Source organism: Bacillus sp. RC242 (assembly GCF_044908245.1).
Taxonomy (GTDB): domain Bacteria; phylum Bacillota; class Bacilli; order Bacillales; family Bacillaceae_G; genus Bacillus_A; species Bacillus_A mycoides.
The window spans coordinates 56,668-78,987 of the sequence record NZ_JBIYCZ010000003.1 but is presented as its reverse complement, the minus strand read 5'-3'; the positions used below and the strand labels follow the sequence as shown (position 1 = coordinate 78,987).

20 protein-coding genes and 2 pseudogenes are annotated in these 22,320 nt (G+C 36.4%); all 22 read right to left on the bottom strand.

All coding sequences use genetic code 11. From position 1 onward, the window contains the following. Positions 1–9 precede the first annotated feature (9 nt). The 22 genes and pseudogenes from fliN to flgK all read right to left on the bottom strand — a co-directional run bounded on the left by fliN (position 10) and on the right by flgK (position 22,295). Complete coding sequence (gene fliN, locus ABH957_RS07310) at positions 10–369, bottom strand: flagellar motor switch protein FliN (RefSeq protein WP_002031054.1); 360 nt, start codon at positions 367–369, stop codon at positions 10–12. A 10-nt stretch (positions 370–379) separates the two neighbouring features. Beyond that, entirely contained in the window at positions 380–1,366 is a 987-nt protein-coding gene (gene fliM / locus ABH957_RS07305; RefSeq protein ID WP_061688906.1) for a flagellar motor switch protein FliM, read from the bottom strand. 14 nt (positions 1,367–1,380) lie between these two features. Further along, a complete protein-coding gene (locus tag ABH957_RS07300; RefSeq protein WP_002189074.1) occupies positions 1,381–1,605 on the bottom strand; it encodes a flagellar motor switch protein FliN in 225 nt (74 codons plus the stop codon). 220 nt (positions 1,606–1,825) lie between these two features. Continuing rightward, positions 1,826–2,428, bottom strand: a pseudogene (locus tag ABH957_RS07295) (lytic transglycosylase domain-containing protein); the annotation flags it as partial. Between the two features lie 42 nt (positions 2,429–2,470). Continuing rightward, complete coding sequence (locus ABH957_RS07290; RefSeq protein ID WP_404511024.1) at positions 2,471–3,523, bottom strand: P-loop NTPase; 1,053 nt, start codon at positions 3,521–3,523, stop codon at positions 2,471–2,473. Positions 3,524–3,552: 29 nt separating this feature from the next. Continuing rightward, a complete protein-coding gene (gene moaC / locus ABH957_RS07285) occupies positions 3,553–4,032 on the bottom strand; it encodes a cyclic pyranopterin monophosphate synthase MoaC (RefSeq protein ID WP_404456093.1) in 480 nt (159 codons plus the stop codon). 47 nt (positions 4,033–4,079) lie between these two features. Beyond that, the gene (gene moaD / locus ABH957_RS07280; protein ID WP_061688899.1) at positions 4,080–4,316 is read right to left on the bottom strand and encodes a molybdopterin converting factor subunit 1; all 237 of its coding nucleotides are present in this window, start codon (positions 4,314–4,316) and stop codon (positions 4,080–4,082) included. 4 nt (positions 4,317–4,320) lie between these two features. Next, positions 4,321–4,785, bottom strand: a complete 465-nt coding sequence (locus ABH957_RS07275; protein WP_256491142.1) for a molybdenum cofactor biosynthesis protein MoaE — start codon at positions 4,783–4,785, stop codon at positions 4,321–4,323. Beyond that, positions 4,766–6,079, bottom strand: coding sequence for a molybdopterin molybdotransferase MoeA (locus ABH957_RS07270; RefSeq protein WP_404511022.1), 1,314 nt, complete (start codon positions 6,077–6,079; stop codon positions 4,766–4,768). Before ABH957_RS07270 ends, ABH957_RS07275 begins: the two co-directional genes overlap by 20 nt. Before the next feature lie 19 nt (positions 6,080–6,098). Next, on the bottom strand, positions 6,099–7,115 hold the full coding sequence (locus ABH957_RS07265) for a molybdopterin-synthase adenylyltransferase MoeB (protein WP_404510853.1): 1,017 nt from the start codon (positions 7,113–7,115) through the stop codon (positions 6,099–6,101). A gap of 24 nt (positions 7,116–7,139) precedes the next feature. Then, complete coding sequence (locus tag ABH957_RS07260) at positions 7,140–7,934, bottom strand: formate channel (RefSeq protein WP_404510851.1); 795 nt, start codon at positions 7,932–7,934, stop codon at positions 7,140–7,142. A gap of 207 nt (positions 7,935–8,141) precedes the next feature. Continuing rightward, positions 8,142–9,158, bottom strand: coding sequence for a GTP 3',8-cyclase MoaA (gene moaA, locus ABH957_RS07255; RefSeq protein WP_016119949.1), 1,017 nt, complete (start codon positions 9,156–9,158; stop codon positions 8,142–8,144). 20 nt (positions 9,159–9,178) lie between these two features. Then, positions 9,179–9,976, bottom strand: coding sequence for a formate dehydrogenase accessory sulfurtransferase FdhD (fdhD, locus tag ABH957_RS07250; protein ID WP_404510849.1), 798 nt, complete (start codon positions 9,974–9,976; stop codon positions 9,179–9,181). Between the two features lie 16 nt (positions 9,977–9,992). Then, positions 9,993–10,337 (bottom strand): Na-translocating system protein MpsC family protein, encoded by a 345-nt coding sequence (locus ABH957_RS07245; protein WP_002012015.1) that lies wholly within the window; start codon positions 10,335–10,337, stop codon positions 9,993–9,995. 150 nt (positions 10,338–10,487) lie between these two features. After that, positions 10,488–10,970 carry a helical membrane plugin domain-containing protein gene (locus tag ABH957_RS07240; RefSeq protein ID WP_098168652.1) on the bottom strand — a complete coding sequence of 161 codons (483 nt, stop codon included), beginning with the start codon at positions 10,968–10,970 and terminating at the stop codon, positions 10,488–10,490. A 15-nt stretch (positions 10,971–10,985) separates the two neighbouring features. After that, positions 10,986–13,925, bottom strand: coding sequence for a formate dehydrogenase subunit alpha (gene fdhF / locus ABH957_RS07235; RefSeq protein ID WP_404510847.1), 2,940 nt, complete (start codon positions 13,923–13,925; stop codon positions 10,986–10,988). Then, positions 13,894–14,085, bottom strand: coding sequence for a hypothetical protein (locus tag ABH957_RS07230; protein ID WP_002094666.1), 192 nt, complete (start codon positions 14,083–14,085; stop codon positions 13,894–13,896). The genes fdhF and ABH957_RS07230 overlap by 32 nt, the downstream gene beginning before the upstream one ends. A gap of 103 nt (positions 14,086–14,188) precedes the next feature. Beyond that, positions 14,189–14,965: a TerC family protein gene (locus ABH957_RS07225; RefSeq protein ID WP_002135404.1), complete on the bottom strand. Its 777-nt coding sequence runs from the start codon at positions 14,963–14,965 to the stop codon at positions 14,189–14,191. 156 nt (positions 14,966–15,121) lie between these two features. Continuing rightward, a complete protein-coding gene (locus ABH957_RS07220; RefSeq protein WP_404510845.1) occupies positions 15,122–17,857 on the bottom strand; it encodes a sensor domain-containing protein in 2,736 nt (911 codons plus the stop codon). A 545-nt stretch (positions 17,858–18,402) separates the two neighbouring features. Beyond that, positions 18,403–19,638, bottom strand: coding sequence for an N-acetylmuramoyl-L-alanine amidase (locus ABH957_RS07215; protein ID WP_404456072.1), 1,236 nt, complete (start codon positions 19,636–19,638; stop codon positions 18,403–18,405). 448 nt (positions 19,639–20,086) lie between these two features. Beyond that, a pseudogene (locus ABH957_RS07210) lies at positions 20,087–20,316 on the bottom strand (Ger(x)C family spore germination protein); the annotation flags it as partial. A gap of 92 nt (positions 20,317–20,408) precedes the next feature. Continuing rightward, complete coding sequence (flgK, locus tag ABH957_RS07205) at positions 20,409–22,295, bottom strand: flagellar hook-associated protein FlgK (protein ID WP_404511020.1); 1,887 nt, start codon at positions 22,293–22,295, stop codon at positions 20,409–20,411. Positions 22,296–22,320 lie beyond the last annotated feature (25 nt).

Sequence of the window (22,320 nt, the reverse complement as noted above, 5' to 3'; positions counted from 1 at the left end):
ACTCCTCCTCTACTCTTTATCCTGCATTTGATTTTGCGCCTTCATAAGCGCTGCATGTTTCTTATCAGCTTCAATTTCAGAAATAATAATGCCGAATTTCTCATCCATTACTATCGCTTCACCAATACCGACCTTCATATCACTTAAATATACATCTACTTTATGTCCTAAATTTTTCTCTACTTCAAGAACATCGCCAACTTTTAATTGCTTCACATCACCAAGCTTAATAGATGACTTCCCAAGCTTTACTCCAAGTTCAATCGAAATATCCGAAACGGTATCAATATGTGCCTTCCCCGCTTCATTTCGCTTCCCTGCAAATTCTTCTAATCCCATTAATGACACAGGAGATACTTCATGCTTCATATAGATCCTCCTACTCTATAAAACTTTTAAATAGGAGCGCCTTACGCGTTCCATCTTTCCCGATAAAACAATTAAATTTATGTTTTCCATCTACATAACCACGTAGTTGGTCTGTTACTTTCGTATGAAGCGGAATAATATCGCCTTCTTCAATTTGCTCAATCTCGCCCATTGTCATTTTCTGCTCACCAATCGCAACGTGAACAGGCTTGTACACTTGATTTACTTTCACTTCTACTTCAGACGTATACTTTCTACGCTTATCTGAAGAATGTTCGACAATATTTTCAGACGTTAACTTATCCATAATTTCTTCAACAGATAAGAACGGAATACCGATACGAACTGTCGTATTCCAAAAATCCGTTTTCATATTTACGTTTAATAGTGAAATAATATCGCTCGCTGTCGTAATCTTCAGCGCATTCGGATCTGTCTCCGTCGTTACAAATTTCGGTTCAATCGCAACAACGCTTTCAAATGATTGTTGTAAATTTTTACAAAGAAGAGCAAATATATTATCAAGCGTTAAAAACTCAAACGCCGTTAACGGTCTACGCATTAAAAAGTTACGCTTACTATCTCCGCCAAGCCAGCATTCATGAATATAAATAACGAACGCTAAATCAATTTCAATTACAATTTCTCCAAGCTCTGGAAGGCCGAGATCAATAACACAATATAAATAGTAATCTTTCGGCATTTTCTCCACATACTCACTCGTGAACGGAACTTGCTCAACGGTCGAAGGCTCTAGTTCAATTGGAATACGCATACGCGCTGACAACGTCTGTGACGTCTGTTTGCCAAAAGTAGACGCAATCGCTTGCAAACTACGTAAATGCTCAACACCGAACTTCTCCGGTCTATTAAAATCATACTCTTGAAATTTATCTTGCTTCCCTGCTTCTTGTGCGAAAGCTGGCATTTCCTCGCCTTCATTTACCGCCTTCAGTAGGGCATCAATTTGCTCTTGACTTAATTTATCGCCACTCATGAAAATCCCCTTCCCTACCTTTTCAATTCAACAATTTCAACGTACATTTTTCCATTCTTCGTCAAAATCTTTCCGGTTCCAATCTCTTCATTCTCAAGCATAATAAGCACCGTATTTTTCGTTGAATTTTCAAGACGATACAATGTACCTTTCGTAATATGAAGCAGATCTTCAATTTTCTTTTTTGTATTTCCGATTTCAAAATAAATTGTTAACGGAATATCATCTTGTAATTTCAAATCTAGCCAACTCCCATATCATGTTAACGAAAATTTCATATTCTCTATTTATCCCGCATTAACGGGCAGTAAGACCCCTACCTCAAAATTCAGCGAAAGCAAAGAAGTTAGGCGGAGGGGCAACTGCCCGTAAAAGCCCGATTGGTTCAGCTAATAATCAGTGGGGGATGAACAAAACCCCCACTGATTAAAGTTTCACTTTATATATAAATGAAATTTCTTATTTCGAAACGTCTATATTCAATATTTTCTTTATATATCCTTGCGTTTCTTTAAATGGCGGTACGCCTCCGTACTTTCTCACATTACCAGGACCAGCATTATAAGAAGCAAGCGCTAATACGAGATCACCGTTATTTTTCTTTAAATAACCGCTTAACTCTTTCACACCACCTTCAATACTTTCAGCTGGTGAAAATGGATTTTTTATACCCATCTCTTTCACATTTGCTGGCATAAGCTGCATAAGCCCCATCGCCCCTGCATGTGACACCGTTTTCGGATTAAAATTAGACTCTACTTCAATCATTTTTTGAATTAAAGTTTTCGGAATTCCATATGTATTACTTACGCGATCAATAATATCCTCATACTTACCTTCATTTGAAGAACGTATTTTCTGAATATTATATTTATTCGTTAATCCCCACGTATCAGCAGGCTCATTTTTCGTTTCTGGGAAACGTCGCTCAAACTCTTTTTGTGCAACTTGCACTTCATCTACTTTCTTCGTTTCAGCTTTCTCCGTCTCCTCAAGCTTACTCGTTTCCTCTACTCTAATAGGCTCTACTGGTTTATTAACAACCGTTTCTATTTTCGTAGAAGGAGATACATATATGCTATGTATCCCACTTTTAATATCAACCTATCCGTTATAAATAATATCCTCCGCTAAAGAAGTAAAAATCTCCCCAACAAGTGAATCTTCATCATATACACATGAACCATTATTCTCTTCACGCTTCGCAAACGGTATTTGAGCTATCACTTCTGTTTGCAGTTGTTCTGCTAACATTTCGCCGCCGTCTTTTCCAAAGAGATAGTTTCTTGATCCATCTTGTTCTTCGTAATATGCCATGTTTTCAACGATACCTAAAATATCGTGTTTCGTATGTTTTGCCATGACTCCTACTCTTGAAGCGACAAATGAAGCTACGTTATGAGGCGTTGTAACGATAATTTCCTTCGCTTGTGGAATCATTGCAGCGACATCTATCGTAACGTCTCCTGTTCCAGGTGGTAAATCTAGAAGAAGATAGTCTAGTTCTCCCCAGTGCGTGTTCGCAAGGAAGTTTTGAATCCATTTGTTTAACATCGGTCCGCGCCACATGACTGGGTTATTTCCTTCTGTGAAGAATCCCATCGACATAATTTTAACACCGTGACTAACGACTGGAATTGCCGTTTGATCAATCATTGTTGGCTTTTCATTCGTTTCCATCATTGCCGGGATGCTAAATCCATATATATCTGCATCTAAAATCCCAACCTTTTTGCCCATACGTGCTAAAGCAGTAGCAAGGTTAATCGTCACAGTTGATTTACCGACTCCCCCTTTTCCACTCGTTACAGTAATAAAACGTACTCCTGAATCAGGTCGAAGCATACTAGGCATGCCTGTTTCTGTTCTAGCTTCTTTCTTTAAAGATGCTGTTAATGCCGCGCGTTCTTCTGGTGTCATAGAACCGAATGTTAAAGTAACTTTCGACGCTCCAATGTTTCGAAGTGAGTCTTCAATATCTTGTTGAATTTTTGCTTTCAACGGACAACCTTGTATCGTTAAAACTACTTCTAGCCCAACTTCTGTACCATCTATTTTTATATTTCTAACCATATTTAGTTCCACAATACTTTTGTGTAACTCTGGATCTTCGACATGGCTTAACGCGTTCATAATCTGTTCGTGAGTAATCATCATACACATTCCTTCCATTGTAATTATTTTACCTAGTGAAAAAAGTCTCCGCTTTTCCCACCCGTTTTTTGTACTAAATACGTTTCTTTCATAACCATCGTTTTATCAACCGCTTTGCACATATCGTAAAAAGTAAGGGCGGCAATCGATACGGCAGTTAATGCTTCCATTTCTACACCTGTTTTCCCACTGCATTTTACTGTCGCTCGTATGATCAACTCATACCCATCAGTTTTCTTTTCATAACGGAACGTAAAGTCTGTTCCTTGGATTAATATCGGATGACACATAGGGATTATATCCGCTGTTTTTTTAGCACCGATTATTCCAGCAACTTGTGCTACTTGGAGCGGGTCTCCTTTTTTCAATCCACCACTTTGAATTGCCTCAAATAGTTCATTTGATAAAGAAATCGTACTTTGCGCAACAGCTGTGCGTGTTGAAATATCCTTTTGAGAAATATCAACCATTTTGGCTCTGCCCTCTTCATTCCAGTGCGAAAATTCACTCATAATGATCCTCCTTAACGTATGAAAGATTTAATACTCGAATAAAAAAATTACCCTCCGCTTACAGCTGGGATAAAAGCGACAGTATCTCCGGCTTTTGCAATATCTTCGTCCGTTACAAATTCTTCATTGATTGCTACCATAACTTTTTCTAGCGTCTGTAAGTGATAGTTTTCTTTCAACCATTTTTTCAATTGATGAACGTTCATCTCTCGTTTTTCTATTATTACTAATCTCTCTGAGCCGACTTCTTCTCGTAAATTTGCGAACAGTAAAATTGTTATCATTCTCTCATTCTTCTTTCTCTGGCTTTCCTTCTGGATACGGAGTATTTTCAAGTTGATCTCCTATCCACTCCGTTCCATCTTCCCAAAATTCTTTTTTCCAGATTGGGACAATTCTCTTTATACGTTCAATTGCGTATTCATTCGCTTCGTACGCTACTTTACGATGTGGTGACGATACTGCAATAACAACTGCGATATCCATTATTTCTAATCGTCCTACTCGGTGTGTGATTGCTATTTTCGCATCCGGCCACTTTTTCTTAATTTCTTCTCCAATTGCAGTAAGCTTTTTTACCGCCATCGGTTTATATGCTTCATACTCAAGATGTAACGTTCGTTTTCCTTTCGTTAATTCCCTTACTGTTCCAATAAAAGTTGTAATTGCTCCTGCTTCTCGTCTTGCTACTTTATTCGTTACTTCTTCAACTACAATCGGATTATCGACAATTTCAAATCGTGCTTGTCCCATCAAAACCTCTCCCTACTTTACGGAATGTCCAAGGCCATTCACTACCTTCGTTATCTTCTAATAAAAGAATGTCTACAAACATCCCTTTCTTATATCCTCTCGTTCCGCCCTGTAGGACGATAAAAATGTTTGATTCTGCTAATGAAGAAACGGAACTAGATTTATCAAATCCTGATGGATAAGCGATTAGTTGTCCTTCGTTATACTGAAGCTTACCTCGTACAAATCTTGTAAATGGATTCGGTTTTAGAAAATCTTCTCCGAGCATTGCTTTTTCTCGTTTTACATGTGGTTTTTCGCTAAACATATATGCACGAATGCTAGGTTTTACGAATAATTCAAAACCTACATAGCAAGCAGATGGATTACCTGATAATCCAAATAATAATTTTCCGTTTAATTGCGCTACAGTCGTGACGCTACCCGGCCGCATGGCTACTTTATTAAAAAGAACTGATGCGCCTAACCTTTCGTATATAGCTGGCAAATAGTCATAGTCGCCTACCGAAACACCACCAGTTGTAATTAACATATCCACTTCGCTTAACGCTTTTTTCACTGCTTCGTAGCACGTATTCAAATCGTCGCTAAACTTCCCAAAGTATTTTACTCTTCCACCTGCTCTTCGAATTTGAGACGATATCATATGCGTATTACTATTTCGAATTTTCCCAGGTTGTAGTTCTGCATTTACATCGAGAAGTTCACTCCCAGTCGCTAATAGTCCAATAACAGGCTTTTTCGCTACTGGCACTTCACTATAACCGAATGTAGCAAGAAGAGCTGAAATACCTGGATTAATGTAACCACCTCTTTTTGCGAGAACGGTTCCTTTACGTGCGTCTTCACCTTGAAAGGATATATTGTCCCCTTCTTTAAATGAGCGTCTCACTTCCATATAGCTTTTTCCGATATTCTCATATTGACGATGACGAGTCAGTTCTAGCATGACGACTACATTACATCCTTTCGGAATTTGTGCCCCTGTCATAATTCGAACTGCTTGAAACGCTCCTACTTCTGTAGGAAATACGGAACCTGCTCCAATTTCACCAATTACTTCAAATACGATCGGATTCTCACGACTTGCTCGCGAAGTATCTTCTGCCCTAATAGCAAATCCATCATATGGCGAGCGATTGAAAGAAGGCACATCGTGATCCGCCACTAAATCTTCTGCTAACGTACGCCCATATGCTAATTCCAGTGGTACTAGTTCTTTTAAACCACAATTAGCAAATGCCATCACTTTACGAACAGCCTCTTCAACTGTAATCGGTACCCTTCTTTCCATCATTACCAATCCCTTTCTATTAGCCTAATAACCGATAGTATAGTTGTTTTGCTTTTTGAATTTCATTCGTGCCATGAATAAATACACGACCATCATGAAAAATGACGATGCGATACTCTTCTAATTGGCAAGAGAGCAAATACGGATTCCGATCAACTTTCCCGTGATTCTTTAATACTTTTTCTAACTCATCAAAGTTGTAATGTCTATTATGCGCTGGTCTAATTTGAACTGTATTTCTTCCACATAACACAGCTGTCTTCGTTTGATTTTCGTATGATAAATAAGGATAAGTTCTATTTGTTCCGCACGAAGGACAGTCTTCCGTTTTGATTTTTCCTAGTTTGATAGAATGATATTGATTACTCCATATATCAAACATTAAAAAAGTTTTCCGAACTGCTTCATAGTCTTCTACTAAAATTTTGAATGCTTCTGCCACTTGGTACGCTGCAACGATTTGAACAGCTGGACTAATAATTCCAACTGTGTCACACGTCGCCCCTGTGACAGGAACACTTTTCAGTACACAATGTAAGCACGGTGTTTTCTTCGGAATAATTGTATAGCTCATGCCATAACTTCCGACACAAGAACCGTAAATCCAAGGGATATTATGTTTTTGTGATATATCATTGATTACAAACCGAATATCGAAATTATCTGTGGCATCAATAATGACATCGACACCACCTAATAAAGCTTCCATATTATCTACTCTTGCATCCATTACTAGCGCCTGAATTTGCACGTCTGAATTAATTTGTTTGAGACGATTCTGCGCTGCGATTGCTTTTGGCAACTTTTCTATCGCATCTTGTTCAGCGTAAAGTTGTTGCCGCTGTAAATTACTCCATTCTACGTAATCGCGATCAATAATCGTTAATTTCCCGATACCTGCACGTACAAAGCTTTCTGCACTTGCACTTCCTAATGCACCTGCCCCTGTTATTAATACATGCTTATTTCTAATTTTCTCTTGCCCTTCTTTTCCAATAGGAGTAAACAACTGTTGTCGTGAATACCGCTCTATCATGAGGTGCCTTCCTTTCAAATACTGTTATTTTTTCAATACATCTTCTTCGGTAGCACTTTGTTTCTGATAACAAGAAAAATAAGCGAATCCAACAAATCCAGCTCCGCCAATTACATTTCCGATAAAGACTGGCACAAAGTTTTTCGCAAGATCCATCCACGTAAGGTGACCCGCAAAAATAACTGCTGAAATGACAAACATATTTGCTACTACTTGCTGAAACCCAATTACGACAAATGCCATAATCGGAATCCAAATTCCAACAATCTTTCCGATTAAATCGTTCGTTCCATACGCTAACCAAATTGCAAGGCAAACGAGCCAGTTACAACCAATTGCCAAAATTAAAGTTCTTCCGAAAGATTCATGTAATTTATCTTGAGCTATCGCTATCGTTTTATTTAAATAGGCACCTTCAGTTAACCCGCCAAGGTGACCAAAACAATACGCTACGAAAAGTGCACCTGCGAAGTTAGTTAAAGTGATCCACGCCCAATTGTTTAACACATGTTTCAATGAAATTTTCCGTGCATACAGTGCCATGGCCATCGACATCATGTTTCCCGTAATTAATTCTCCTCCTGCTAAAACAACGAGCATAAGTCCAATAGGAAAAACCGCTCCTCCTATAAAATTGACTAAACTTCCCCACTGCTCCGGTACATTACCTAGAACACGAATATTAAGTAAAAATCCTAATGAAATGAATGCTCCTCCTAAAAAACCAAGAATAAGCATCGCTGATAGCGGTTGCCCCACCTTTTGAACACCGGATTCAATCACAAGCGCAGCAATTTGTTCCGGTTTATGAAATACCATAACCAATTCCTCCATTTTTCTCATCTAAAAAAAGCAGCACCAAAAACCCTTAACATCGTAAGGATTTTTGAATGCTGCTTAATCTCTCTGCATATCTCTTACAGAAATATCAATCATCATTTTTACTATACTCATAGAAAGTGTACAAAACTTGCACATTTCCCACTATTTACGTTAACAAAGAGAATCTACATTCTTAGTAACTTCTCAGCCACCGATATGCGACATTTCAATTTTCGGCATTGCTTTTTTATTCGTATTGCTTAACCGTTCGTCTGAATAACGGTCTGAACGATTATTCCAAATGTCACGAATAACATTAGTAATCTCCTCATCCGTATATCCAAAGCGAAGTAATTCTTTAAGATCGTTTCCTTTAGAAGCAAACAAACATGTATACAATTTTCCTTCTGCAGAAATACGCGCTCTTGTACATGATGAGCAGAACGAATCCGTTACAGATGAAATAATTCCTATTTCTTCTTCGCTACCAACATAACGATAACGTGTTGCAACTTCACCAGGATAGTTCGCTTCAATATGTTCAAGCGGCATCACTTTATGAATCATCTCTACTATTTCCTGCTTAGAAACTACTTCACCTAATTCCCAGCCGTTAAAATTTCCGACATCCATATATTCAATGAACCGAAGGATATGCTTATTCTCTTTAAAGTACTCTGCCATCTGAACGATGTCTTCTTCATTTTTCCCTTTTTGGACAACCATGTTCATTTTAATTTTCATTCCGGCTTCCGCTGCAGCCTGTATTCCCGCAAGAACCGTTTTTACTTTACTTCTATTCCCATTTAAATAAGAGAATCGTTCTTCATTTAACGAGTCTAAACTAACTGTTACACGAGATAAACCCGCCTTATATAAATCTGGAGCAAACTTTTTAAGTAATGATCCATTTGTCGTTAAACCAATATCCTCTACTCCATCAATTTCGTTTAACCGCTGTATGAGTTCAGGTAAGTCTTTTCGAAGTAAAGGCTCTCCTCCTGTAATACGTAACTTTCTTACACCTAAAGAAACGAAAATACGTGTAATCCTTTCAATTTCATCAAAAGATAAAATTTTATCATTAGACAAAAAAGAATAATCACGACCAAATATTTCTTCTGGCATACAATATCGACAGCGAAAATTACAGCGATCAGTAACAGAAATACGTAAATCCTTTAAAGGACGATCTAATTTGTCTAATGTAACAGATTTCATGATTATTGCCTCGTTTCTACTTATTTTATATTTATAATCCGCTCTGGATGCGTATATACATTTAAAGATTTATTACGAATGAAGCCTATTGTAGTAATCCCTAACTGCTCCGCTAGTTCTAATGCTAACTCAGTTGGAGCTGATTTTGACAATATTACTTCACAGCCAATTTTCGCAACTTTTAATAGAATTTCAGAAGAGATACGTCCACTAAAAACAATAATTTTATCACCAATCGAAATGTTATTTTTTAAACAATAGCCGTAAATTTTGTCTAAAGCGTTATGTCTTCCTATATCCATGCGGCTTAAAACAATTCCACTCACATTACATAAAGCTGCATTATGAACGCCGCCTGTATGTTGAAACGTAGACGCAGATTGCTGCATATCATTCATTAACCGAAAACAATCCTCGGGAGAGATCTTTACGCGAATATCATTCATTTCTTTCGCAGTCAGCGCATCGTTCGCAAAAACAAACCCTTGCCTACTCATTCCACAGCACGAAGTAATATAACGTTTGTTTTGTATGTCACGATAATAAGGATTGATTTTCGTCGTTTTTACATGTACATAGCCTTCTTTTTCTTGCATCCATATTTCATCAATATCTTCATACTTTCGGATAATGCCTTCAGAGGCTAAAAAGCCAATTACCATATCTTCAATATACTCTGGAGTACTAACCATTGTAACAAATTCCTGGCCGTTAATTTTAACCGTAACAGGAAACTCTGTTACAATGCTGTCCTCTATATGTTTAAATTCCCCTTGCTCATATTTAAAAATTTTCCGTTCCACCTGAATCGATTTCACGATGAGCATCCTTCTCTCACGTTATATTTTTATCAAAAACAAACACGGAAACTGCAATATCCTCATCTACTTTCATATCAGAAAACAGATGAACTAACTTCGCACCAACAAGTTCTTCTAAATGTTCATGAGGATTAGCCACATACACTTCTTGAATCATTTTCGTTCGAGCCATATGAACCATTTCCGCCCCATCCGTAGTTCCCGAAATAAATTTCTCAGTAGGTGTTAAATTCCCATAAAGTGTTGCAATCGCCATGTTCTCGGTAAATACAGTATGAATTCTTTCCGGCCCTTTCCCGAACAACTCTTTTCGAAGCTTTCGGATCATATCATTAAATTCATGTACCATTTTTGACATACTCTCATTCCTTCCTAGTTATTCCATCACAACTATTTTAACAAAATGATCATTTCGCCTAAACTATTTAATAATGAGACGAAATGGATCACCTTTTACAATTATCTCAAGTACGCAAACAACATATGAAATACTATTATTGTTGCTTATCTATTCTTCTTTTAACCCTTTACCCATACCTTTTAAGAAATGAAGACCAAATCCAATAGCACGATTAATATCTGGATCCTTCAGTACTTTCATAAGGTCTAATATTCCTACTTTTTTATTGCTTTGCAAATGCTGGTTTCCTTCATCCATACCTGTCAATACGCTACCTATAAGCTTTTTCGTAAGTTCCGGATCAAGTTCTGTTAAAGCTCCTGCAGCGCCCATCATATTATTAATTAAATTTGTAACTGGTTCACGAGTGACTTGGCCTAGAACGATTTTTGCGATTGGTTCTTTCGCTTTCAGCATAGAATTTGCTGCTTCCAGCATCCCAATGTCATTTAATTCACCTACTATATTAAACATTTGATTTAAAGCATCTTCATTATCAGCTAGCAGTTCTTTTAAAGCTTCGAGTTTTTGTTGTTTAAGTTCTTCCTCAGTTAGCTCCTGCTTCTGGATCGCTTGAATAGGTGCTGCCATATTCTTTTCTCCCCCTTAGTTATCCGTTAAATGTACGTATCCTGGACGAGCCCACTTACGATTTACCTCAATTCCGTTTTGAGGATGACGCTTTTTATTACGTGGGTTCGTTTTTGGCATCGGATTTTCGCCATCAACTTCTAACACTTCCATACGTACTTTCGTTTGCTTATATGCCGGCGTGTTTGTACGTAAGTCAACGGCAGGACCTGTTAAGAAATTAATTGCCGATTCTTTATCCGTCGAGTTCATCGGTAAATACAGTTCATTCGCTTTTACACGATCCGTTACAAGTGCACGTAATTTTAGTGCTCCGAATGGAGAAACAAGGCGTACTAACGAACCAGTTTTCACTCCACGTTCCCTTGCAAGTTCTGGAGAAACTTCGACGAAAACACCTGGTACTTTCGATTGAATACCAGTTGATTTATTTGTCATGTTCCCTTCATGGAAATGTTCAAGCATACGGCCGTTATTAATGTGAAGATCGTATTCTGCTGGGAATTCAGCAGGACGTACCCAATCAGCTATCGCAAAACGAGCCTTTTTGTCCGGGAAGTTAAATCCATCTTTGAATAGAAGCGGCGTATTCGTACCATCAAAACTTCCCCAGTGGAAACTGTTCCACCCTTCAAGCACTTCATAGTTTGCGTGTGCAAATAGTGGTGATAAGCTTGCCATTTCCGCAAAGATTTCACTTGGGTGATTATAGCTCCAGTTTGCGCCTAACTTATTAGCAATTGCCTGCACGATCCACCAGTCTGGTTTCGCATCTCCTAGCGTTGGAAGCACTTGATATAATCTTTGTACACGACGCTCTGTATTTGTAAAAGTACCTTCTTTCTCAAGAGATGGCGCTGCTGGTAATACTACATCAGCGTATTGAGCTGTTTTAGAAAGGAACACATCTTGAACGACAAAGAATTCAAGGCTTGATAACACTTCATGTACGTGATTTGCGTTAGAGTCTACAAGAGCCATATCTTCTCCAACAAGATACATAGCTTTCATTTTTCCTTCATCAATTGCGTGAAGCATTTCAATGTTATTAAGACCTGGTTTGTTATCAATTTTTACTCCGTAAGCTATTTCAAATTTCGCACGTTCTACATCGTCAGTAACGTGCTGATATCCTGGAAGCCAACCTGGAAGTGTTCCCATATCACAAGCACCTTGTACGTTATTATGACCTCGAAGCGGATATGCACCAGCACCTGGACGGCGATAGTTTCCTGTTGCAAGAAGTAAGTTTGAAATTGCAGCGGAAGTATCTGAACCACCAGTATTTTGCGTTACGCCCATTCCCCAAAGAATACACGTACCGTCTGCATCACGAATCATTTCTGCCATTTTAACGAGCGTTTCTTTTGAAATGCCTGTAATCTCTTCTGCATATTCAAGCGTATATTCCGCGAGACTATCTTTGAAATCATCAAAGAAGTTTACATTCTCGTCGATGAACTGCTGATCGTGCCAACCTTGATCAATCATATATTTCGTAACAGCCATTAACCATACTTGGTCCGTTCCTTGCTTTGGACTAATAAAGATATCCGAACGCTCTGCCATTTCAGTTTTACGAAGATCTGCAACAATTAGTTTTTGACCGTGAAGTTTATGCGCACGTTTCACACGAGTCGCTAATACCGGGTGACCTTCTGTTGGATTACAACCGACGATAATAACAAGACCCGATTGCGCGATATCTTTAATCGTCCCTGCATCTCCGCCCATACCAATTGTACGGAACAATCCATCCGTCGCTGGTGATTGACAATAACGTGAGCAGTTATCAATATTGTTCGTTTCAAACACTTGTCGTGCTAATTTTTGAATAACATAGTTGTCTTCATTCGTAATTTTAGAAGAAGAAATAAAGCCGATAGAACCTTTACCGTACTCTTCTTTAATAGAGCCTAATTTATTCGCTACTACATGAAGCGCTTCTTCCCAACTTGATTCAACGAACACTCCATCTTTTCGAATTAAAGGTTTCGTAAGTCGTTTTTCAGAATTAACGAAATCCCAACCGAATTTTCCTTTTACACAAGTCGAAATCGCATTAACAGGTGCCTCAGAAGTTGGTTGTACTTTAAGAATTTCACGGCCCTTCGTCCATACTTCAAATGAACAGCCTACACCACAAAACGTACATACTGTTTTCGTCTTTTTCGTACGAGTGTCGCGCATTGCAGCTTCTACTTCTGACACAGCAAAAATACCACTATATCCAGGTTCAACCTCTTTAATAAGATCGACCATAGGCTCAAGAATATCAGGTTTTAACCCTGTCATAAATCCAGCTTCACCAAGCATCGATTTCTCCATTAAAGCATTACAAGGACAAATTGTTACACATTGACCGCAGCTTACACATGAAGAATCGTTAATATCTACTCCTTCATCCCAAATAACACGAGGACGCTCTGCCTCCCAATCAATAGATAACGTTTCATTTACTTGTAAGTTTTGACACACCTCTACACATTGACCGCATGCGATACATTGATTCGGGTCATAGCGGTAAAATGGATGGGACATATCGACTTCGCCTGTATCAACTTTTGGTTCATAAGGATATTTTTGATGCTCAATTTCCATTAATTCTGCCGTATTATGCAGTTTACAATTCCCGTTATTGTTGTCACAAACCGTACAGTAAAGTAAATGATTTTCTAGTAAACGGTCCATCGCCTCATGTTGTGCTGCCTTCGCACTAGTAGAGGACAACTCAATATTCATACCGTCCGTCACTACTGTAGAACATGATCGCACTAGCTTTCCATTCACTTCTACAATACAAGTATCACACGTTTGAATAGGATCCACTTCTGGCACGCAACAAATTTGTGGATGTTCAATTTCGTTCTCATTAATAATGCTCAGTATAGTTGAACTAGGCTCAGCATTATACTCTTTGCCGTCAATTGTAATATGAACCATGCTGTCGTTCATGGTGACTCCCCCTTTTTGAGAATAAAAAAACTCCACCACGAAAATATACGCACCACATTTTTGGCACGTTATCATCATGGTGGAGTAGTTTATTAGCACATCTTGCTAAAATACCAGTCCATTTATTCATAAATAAAATGATAGATTCATAACAGGTCATATCACGATTCCATCTTTAACACTATAATTATAGCGTTAAATCCAAAAATACACAATATCAAAATGATAAAAAGGTCACAGCACATAATGCCCTGACCTTTTTACTACCTTTCAGGATTATTCTGAGATGACTTACTTCCCGGTGCAAACCAACCAATTAGTGCGATGGCAACTAATACTCCGTAGAAGATTAAAGTCCAAGTTGTACTGTGTGGAAAATCATGATCTAAAATACCTATATCCTCATGGGCAAGTGTAATTACAGCAAGTTTGACGCCGACCCAGGCAACAATTGCATATGCTGTTGTTTCTAGTGCTGGGCGTTTCTCCAGTAATTGTACAAACCAAGTTGCCGCAAATTTAATTAAAATAAGTCCAGCTATCCCTCCGAGAAGTACAACTATGAACTGTCCTCCATCCATACCACCGAAATCTTCTAGCGGTGAATCCGGAAGACCGAGGGCAAGAGCGACTGCCGCTAATATTGAATCAATCGCAAAGGCAAGGTCAGCTAATGCAATCTTTCCTACTGTGAACCAGTAGCTTTTTCCTGCTGCTTCCTTTTCATCTTCCTTGTGAATATTTTGATTATTTTTTCCGAATTGCGCCTGAATGACATGCTTTAATCCTAAGTAAAGAAGATAAGCTGCTCCTATCGCCTGTATTTGCCAAACATTTGCAATAAATGATATAGCAAAAAGGGCTGCGAATCGAAAAACAAAGGCCATAATAATTCCGTAATTTATAGCTCTTTTTTTCTCTTCTTCGGGTAAATGCTTGGCTATAACTGCTAGTACAAGGGCATTGTCAGCCGATAATAATCCTTCTAATCCGATTAAAATTAACAATGCCCAAGCATACTCTAGCCATATTGAATCCATCCGCTTCTCTCCTTTCTAAAACTAAAATCAGATAAGGTCTATGCTCATTAGAATTTCCTATTAAGCCAAATTAAATGCTAAAACATTTTGACAGTTACTTTGCTGTCCTCTATTTGTTATAATTTCAACAAAAAACAAATCTAGATTGTGGTTCCCTTAGAAAAGGTGACGCGACATTGTGCTTAAAAACTTGATGAATTCATCTTCACTTACAGGTTTACTGTAGTAATAGCCCTGAATTAGATAACATGCATTACGTTGTAACACTGTTAATTGTTCCTTCGTTTCCACCCCTTCTGCGATCACTTTCATGTTTAAAGTATGCGCTAGTGAAATAATGGTATGAATAATTTCATTTCCATCAGTAGAATTTCCGATCCTATTAACAAATTCTCTTGGAATTTTCAAGGTATCAATTGGATACAAAGGGAGATATGCTAATGAAGAATACCCTGTACCAAAATCGTCAATTGATAAATGTACACCATATGATTTTAATGCTTTTAACTTCGATAAGGTTTCTTTTTCATCTACCATTGCTATTCTCTCTGTTAATTCTAAATCAATCGAACTAGCAGGTACCCCTACTTCTTCTATGGTAGATATGATTGCTTGAACAAAATCTTTCTGTTCAAACTCTATAGCTGATAAATTTATCCCCATTTTTAGATTTGCATAGCCTGCAGAATGCCACTTTTTCAGTTGTCGACACGCTTCCTGTAACGTCCATTTCCCAATTGGAATAATTTCCGACGTTTCTTCCGCGATAGGTATAAATTCAAAAGGAGAAATAAGTCCCAGTTTTGGATGTTGCCAACGAATTAAAGCCTCTGCACCAATAACCATACCAGTCTTACTGTCAACTTGTGGTTGATATAATAAAAACAACTCATTATTTTCTAATGCCTTCGGTAAATCCTGTTCTAATCGTAATCGTCTTGTTATTTTTTTTGATAATGTCTCGTCATACATGCAAACAGCATTATTACCTTTTTCCTTTGCACTATACATAGCAATATCAGCATGTTGTAAAAGTGTAGTAGTATTTATTCCTCCAAACGGATACACCGCTATTCCTATACTAAGAGATAAATAAAAACTATGTTGATTAACTACAAATGCTTCTTCAGTTATACGAAATAGAGTTTCACACAAATCCAATAGCTGTTGCTCTGTGTGGTTATGGACTATGATCGCAAACTCATCTCCCCCTATTCTCGCTAGAGGAATAGCCGGTGACAGACATGTCCTAAAACGTTTAGCAACTTCTTTTAAAACACTGTCACCAATTGAATGTCCCAGTGTATCGTTAATGGTTTTAAAACGATTTAAATCTATATACAAGAGTCCAAATTCACCCTGCGTTTTTCGTGCACGCTCAATGGATTTTTCTAATTCTTTTTGGAAGAATATTCGATTTCCAATCTCCGTCACTGTATCATGGAATGCTAGATAGTTTATCTCATCTTGTTGTTTCTTCATTCTCGTAATGTCTTTTACCATTACATAACTCCCAAAAGTTTGTCCTTCTATTATAATAGGAACAATGGTGACGTACCAAAAATGAATGTCCTTCTCATTATTATTTTTCACACGTAATTGTAACGAAGCCGAACTGCATCGTTTCCCTTCCTGTAGAGCTGCTTCCAATTCAGATCTATCTTCGTCTAAAAAAATCGAGAAGCACTCTTTACCTATTAATTCATCACTGTTTTTTCCTAATAACATACTTCCAGCCTGGTTTATATTTAACACAGTACCATTTGAATTAATCGTTAAAATAGGATCTGGATGATACTCATATAATGACTTAAATCTCTCTTGATTTTTGACCAAGTCATTGGATTTGTTTATTAAATCTTCTGTTCTTTGAGATACTTTTTGTTCTAATTGATTATTAAACACTTTTAACATTTCGGTTAAATCTCTGTTTTGCATTCGTACGATAGTATGACGAATCAGCACAAATACAAATGCAATACAATTCCCAGTAATAAGTGTAGCCGAGGAAGTTTGCTCTTTTAAAGTAAAGCCAATTAATACCGCAACTGCAAGATAAGGAAATATAACAAGAAGTTTCTTCCCAAATGTGGCATCGATAATGAAATAATTCCTTCTAGAAGATGCATTCTTTGAGATCGAAGCAGCAATAGCGATAAATAATAGGAAAACTCTATACAAACACCTTAATAATATAAGTGAACGATCTGACAAATCATCTTGTAAGTAAAAATACAAGTAGTCCGTAATAGCCAATCCAGTTAATACGAGAATAAAAATAAATAATTTACTTTTCGCATTAAAAATAGCTGGTCGAAAGATTAGACTAACTCCTAATAAAAGAAGTAATAAATCTATAATCGGAAAAATAAATGAGAGAAAAACATCTCCAATTGATAAGAATAAGATATTTGCAGAAGGTTTATTAAACAGGTACCACTCTAATGTAAAAATGGCAGTAACAACAATACATAAATCACAAATTAAATACGCTTTTTCCCACTTGTTACATTCCATAATGATTTTATAAAAGAATGCAAAGAGAAAGAAGAATAAGAAAAACAACAAAAACACATCAGAGATATTAAAATTTTGTATCGGCAATTCTACATTAAGTACTTGAAAAGCGGATATAAAATTCCCAATCAAGAAACACCCTATTGCAATAGTAATGCAAACCCAGAATACTCCTAACTTAATTTTTCCGGATAATATAGAATAAAGTAATGAGATAAATACAGTAGTTTCAACAACTAAGGATGATAGTCGGATATTAAAATCTGATACAAAATAATGATTCGGAAAAACAAATAAAAATATAAAACAAAAGCTTATATAGAATATTAGAGCTATTGTTAATAAGATAAATTGCAAATGTGAATGTTTAAGCAATATATTCACCTTCTTAAGTCTTTCATCATTTTTTCAAAAATTTGTTTCTAATTATTATTCATATTATGGCCATTTCAAAAGATTTCTTTCAAAATAAAGCAGCCTTACATTAAACCTATAAATATTTAACAATTCCATAACAGGAATTACAAAAAAATATGAACAGCTATGTCCTTAACACTATCAATTATTGTTATACGAACTATTTATGTAACAAGTTTATTTAATAGCTAATGAGTTCAAAGAATGTTTTCTTTGAACTCATTGTATACTGCCCATCTGAATCATATAACTTAACTATTTTTAAATTAAAATTTCACGTAAAAATAATGAATGTAGGTGTATGCCCCTATCTATTTATCTTTTTTTCTTCATAACTTCTATAGTATTCATTAAGTACGCTAACTTAAACACCGACTTATTTATAATCCTTAATAAGTCGGCGCCAGTATACACTATAAAACTAAAACACATTACAAATAACAAAATTATACTTTAGCAATTTATAAATTACTTATTCCTAGAATTACTAAATTCCCTTTTACTTATTTCAACCTATATTCAGATACATTATTTCCTTTCCATTCATAATAATCTAAAATCCCTTCATAAATGGCTTCTGCTGCAATCTGTCTACCGTTTGCCGTAGATAGTTTACTGTAATCGATACCATTATCTATAAAAGCCAGTTCCGTTAACACAGCTGGCATGCCGTTTTCTCTTATAACATGAAGATCTCCATGTTTAACGCCTCTATCACGTGTTTGAAGGGCCTCTACTAAACGTGCTTGGATTTTTTCCGCTAACACATGACTTTCTTCCACATGAGGATTTGTTTTTTCGGATTCAGAAGATTTATAATAGTATGTTTCTGTTCCTTTTGCATTACCATTATAAGCATTTGCATGAATACTTATAAAGATATCCCCCTGATTTTGCTTAGCAAATTTAACACGTTCCTGTAAAGAGCTTTTTTGATCATGTCCAGGTCTAGTATCAGATTCACGAGTTAATAAAACTGTAAATGGTGTATGTTTTTCAAGCAATTGTTGTAGGCGTAAGGAAGTGTCTAATACAATTTTACTTTCAGGCAATCCCTTTGTGGCTTTTCCAGGATCTTCGCCACCATGTCCAGGATCAATAATGATTGTTTTATTTTCTAAAGGATTTTTCGGACTGGATTGAAGGTTATCTGTTTTGGCAGTAAGTTGTGCGGCTTCTGCACGTGTTATGAATTTATTTGGTTGCCAGCCGTTATCTGTACCAACTGAAATTTTTAAATCAATTAAAATATTGGCGAATTTTTCACCCCAATGCCCTTTTAAATCTTCAAATTTACTTTGTCCATTGCTAGTGCTTATATTTTGTAATTTATATGCATTCACTAGCATGGTAGCCATAGCAGCACGAGTAACTTTTCCAGAAGGATTAAATATTCCATTTCCTTCACCTTTAATTATTCCTGCTTTTTCAGCTGCGGCAATGTATGGCGTTCCCCAGTGGTTTTGTGAATCTGTAAAAGATGGTTTTGCATTTAAGTCAATATGTATACCAAGGGCCTTTGTCATAATTGTTGCCGCAGAAGCCCTATCTAATGTATCGCTTGAACCAAAAGTTCCATCTGGATAACCACTCAATACTTTTTTATCAACTAAATAATTAACGGATTTGTCAGCCCATGCAGGAACATCTGGGAATTTATGAGTATTTGCAAATGTACTAGATGAATAGGATAGTAGACTTCCAGCAAGAATTCCTGTAGCAATTAATTTGTATTTCAAAATGTAACACCTCTAAAAAATTATTACAACTTGGTAAATATATCATTTATAGTTAATCTTTAAATAATACGACCTAGAATAAAGAATAGATTAAATACGCATTATCACTATATTAAAGATAATAAATAAAAATCGAACTATTATTCCGAAAAGAATCCTGAGACATACACTTATAGATAGAGACTATTAAATATATTAACCAACATCGTGTAACCAGTATAGTTACTTATATGTACGAGTGTCAATTAAAAAAACCTTACATTTTTGTAAGATAACCATGTTAATTATGTAGTAAGTAATTATTATATAATATGAATAATTACTCGGTATAATAAAATAATAACCTTATATTTTAAACAAATATTGATTATTTTGGTAGGCAAATAACCTATAACAGCCACCTTTTTGGCTATGCTTTGGAATCCTACTTTACTCTTCAATTCTCCGTATTAAAAGTTTGTTGATGAAATGTAATAACAACTGTACGATTATACAGCTTATTCACCTCAATTAAATCAGTTAAATATTGAGGAAGGGTCGGTTTATCTTTAAAATCATTATGTATTAAGCCCATTCACAGTGACAATACCCATATTCCCAGTATTTTTCGGATCACAATACTACAAAGTAAGACCTAGTTCCTTCCTTTTGTACAAATTTTTGATTTACTAAAATTAATTATAACTTTTCCTCTGCCCGAAATGATTCCATACAAAACAAAAGGGAAATACATAGTGTATATGTATTTCCCTTTTGTTTTGTACCCATTTTTATTGTGGTACGGTCATAACTTGACCGCTACTATCAACCATAATTTTCATTTTTCCGTCTTGAGCGTTATATAATCCTAACTTATGTAAATCTTGTTTGCACTCTTTTACGAAGAAAGGTAACGTACGAATTTGATCGATATCAGAGCTCGTAATGAAATGAATTAAATGATGCGTCATTTCTTTAATATCATGTACAAGGTCTTCCTTCTCTCGCTTTAACCTATCATTTTCAGTTCGTAATGAATGTACTTCACCTTCAAGACCTCGAGCATTCTTTTCTTCTTTCGAACGCTCTGCAGCCATGCTAGAAAGCTTATAGATCCCCTCCATAAACTGATGTAATTCATGCTCTTTCTTTTCACGGGATTGACTAATTGTTTCAAAATTTTCAACGATACCTGATATAACTGTTACGAGATTTTTTTCGTCCTCTTCACTTCGGAAATCTTCTTTTACTTCCTGTTTTCTTTCTTGTTTCGCCTCAACAACTATACCCTTGACTGGTGTATATTTGCGTTTTCGACCCGGCTTTTGTTTTTCAATATTTTCAAACGGAATTTCTTGTTTTTTTAATTTATAATACGTGTTCTGTAATTGACTTTCCGTTTTTGGAAATAAATTCAGTTCATTTTTACTAACATATTTTGAAATATTTGCGATATTTAAGCCTTGACGCTGACAAAATTGATATACTTCATATAGTAGTTCTAGTTCAGACTTCAACCATGTAATTCCTGATTTTTCATATACTCGCATACCGCCATTTTTTTCTATATCTATTTGAAATAATACCATTAAGTCTTTATGAATATTTTGATAAGCATTCACTGCACTTTTATCAGAAGCTACACCAACGATGAATTGGTCTAACGCTTGTTTATAAGAAAGACCTTCTTTATAATCTCCATCTGTAATTCCTGCCAGTTTATTTGCTGTTTCAGCAGAAATTTTCATTTTTGAAACATCTTTTGCGAATTCAGGATTTAACTGAATATCTTTCGCATGATCTCCAACGAAGAAATCTTTTCCCATCACTGTATTCACTTGATTTTTCACAGAACTCATTAAGTCTTCAATATTTTTCTTATAACTAGCAATCTTCCCTTTCGTATCTATTGCTGATTGAATGGCTCCATCTGTTAAAGGAATATCCGATCCATAAATCGCAACAGTCATCGGTTCGCTCCCCTTATTTAATTGAAGTGGATATGTGTCTTGTCCATTTACTGTTAAAACACCATTCATTCTAACACTCGTAATATTAGGATTCATAGATTCATAAGACACTTCTATATTGGCATACTTAGACATCTCTGTAATAATGCGATCACGTTCGTCTAATAGTTGATTAGGTACTTGTGTCCCCGCTTGTCCAATTTTTTTATTCGCCTCTGCTAAACTAGCACCAAGACGATTAAATTCATTGACATGCGCTTCAATATCTTCTTTCGTCTGTACTTCCGCTGTATCTAGGTTTTTCGCAAGACGATTTATTTGACTTGTGAACTTTCCAGTTTCAGCAACTAATGTATCGTAGTAGTTTGATTGTTCTGGATTTTTCGCAACTTCACGAAAAGCATTAAAAAAACCATCCATTAAACTAGATAATGAATTCTTTCCTGTAGTTCCTACCATAGACTCTACTCGTGATAAAGTAGAATTCATATATGCGTAGTAAGAGAACTGTGACAACTGATCATTAAATTGCTTCGTTTTCACTTCATCAGTAATTCGGTCAACACCTAATGTTTGTACACCCGAACCAATTCTCTGTCCTGGCGTATGACCGTTACTTGCTCCTACAGAACCTAAATTCACGGCTTGACGCACATAGCCAGGTGTATGAATATTAGATAAGTTTTGTTTCGTCGTTTGTAATCCCATTTGGGCCGCTAGCATACCAGATAGC

Coding starts and splice junctions, on each gene's coding strand:
- flgK (WP_404511020.1), bottom strand. CDS start 22,295: ATGGGATTACAAACGACGAAACAAAACTTATCTAATATTCATACACCT.
- ABH957_RS07290 (WP_404511024.1), bottom strand. CDS start 3,523: ATGATGATTACTCACGAACAGATTATGAACGCGTTAAGCCATGTCGAA.
- ABH957_RS07225 (WP_002135404.1), bottom strand. CDS start 14,965: ATGGATTCAATATGGCTAGAGTATGCTTGGGCATTGTTAATTTTAATC.
- ABH957_RS07240 (WP_098168652.1), bottom strand. CDS start 10,970: ATGGCAGCACCTATTCAAGCGATCCAGAAGCAGGAGCTAACTGAGGAA.
- ABH957_RS07275 (WP_256491142.1), bottom strand. CDS start 4,785: ATGGGACAAGCACGATTTGAAATTGTCGATAATCCGATTGTAGTTGAA.
- moaC (WP_404456093.1), bottom strand. CDS start 4,032: ATGAGTGAATTTTCGCACTGGAATGAAGAGGGCAGAGCCAAAATGGTT.
- ABH957_RS07265 (WP_404510853.1), bottom strand. CDS start 7,115: ATGATAGAGCGGTATTCACGACAACAGTTGTTTACTCCTATTGGAAAA.
- fdhF (WP_404510847.1), bottom strand. CDS start 13,925: ATGAACGACAGCATGGTTCATATTACAATTGACGGCAAAGAGTATAAT.
- moaD (WP_061688899.1), bottom strand. CDS start 4,316: ATGATAACAATTTTACTGTTCGCAAATTTACGAGAAGAAGTCGGCTCA.
- fliN (WP_002031054.1), bottom strand. CDS start 369: ATGAAGCATGAAGTATCTCCTGTGTCATTAATGGGATTAGAAGAATTT.
- ABH957_RS07230 (WP_002094666.1), bottom strand. CDS start 14,085: ATGACCTGTTATGAATCTATCATTTTATTTATGAATAAATGGACTGGT.
- ABH957_RS07245 (WP_002012015.1), bottom strand. CDS start 10,337: ATGTCAAAAATGGTACATGAATTTAATGATATGATCCGAAAGCTTCGA.
- fliM (WP_061688906.1), bottom strand. CDS start 1,366: ATGAGTGGCGATAAATTAAGTCAAGAGCAAATTGATGCCCTACTGAAG.
- ABH957_RS07270 (WP_404511022.1), bottom strand. CDS start 6,079: ATGGAAAGAAGGGTACCGATTACAGTTGAAGAGGCTGTTCGTAAAGTG.
- moaA (WP_016119949.1), bottom strand. CDS start 9,158: ATGAAATCTGTTACATTAGACAAATTAGATCGTCCTTTAAAGGATTTA.
- ABH957_RS07260 (WP_404510851.1), bottom strand. CDS start 7,934: ATGGTATTTCATAAACCGGAACAAATTGCTGCGCTTGTGATTGAATCC.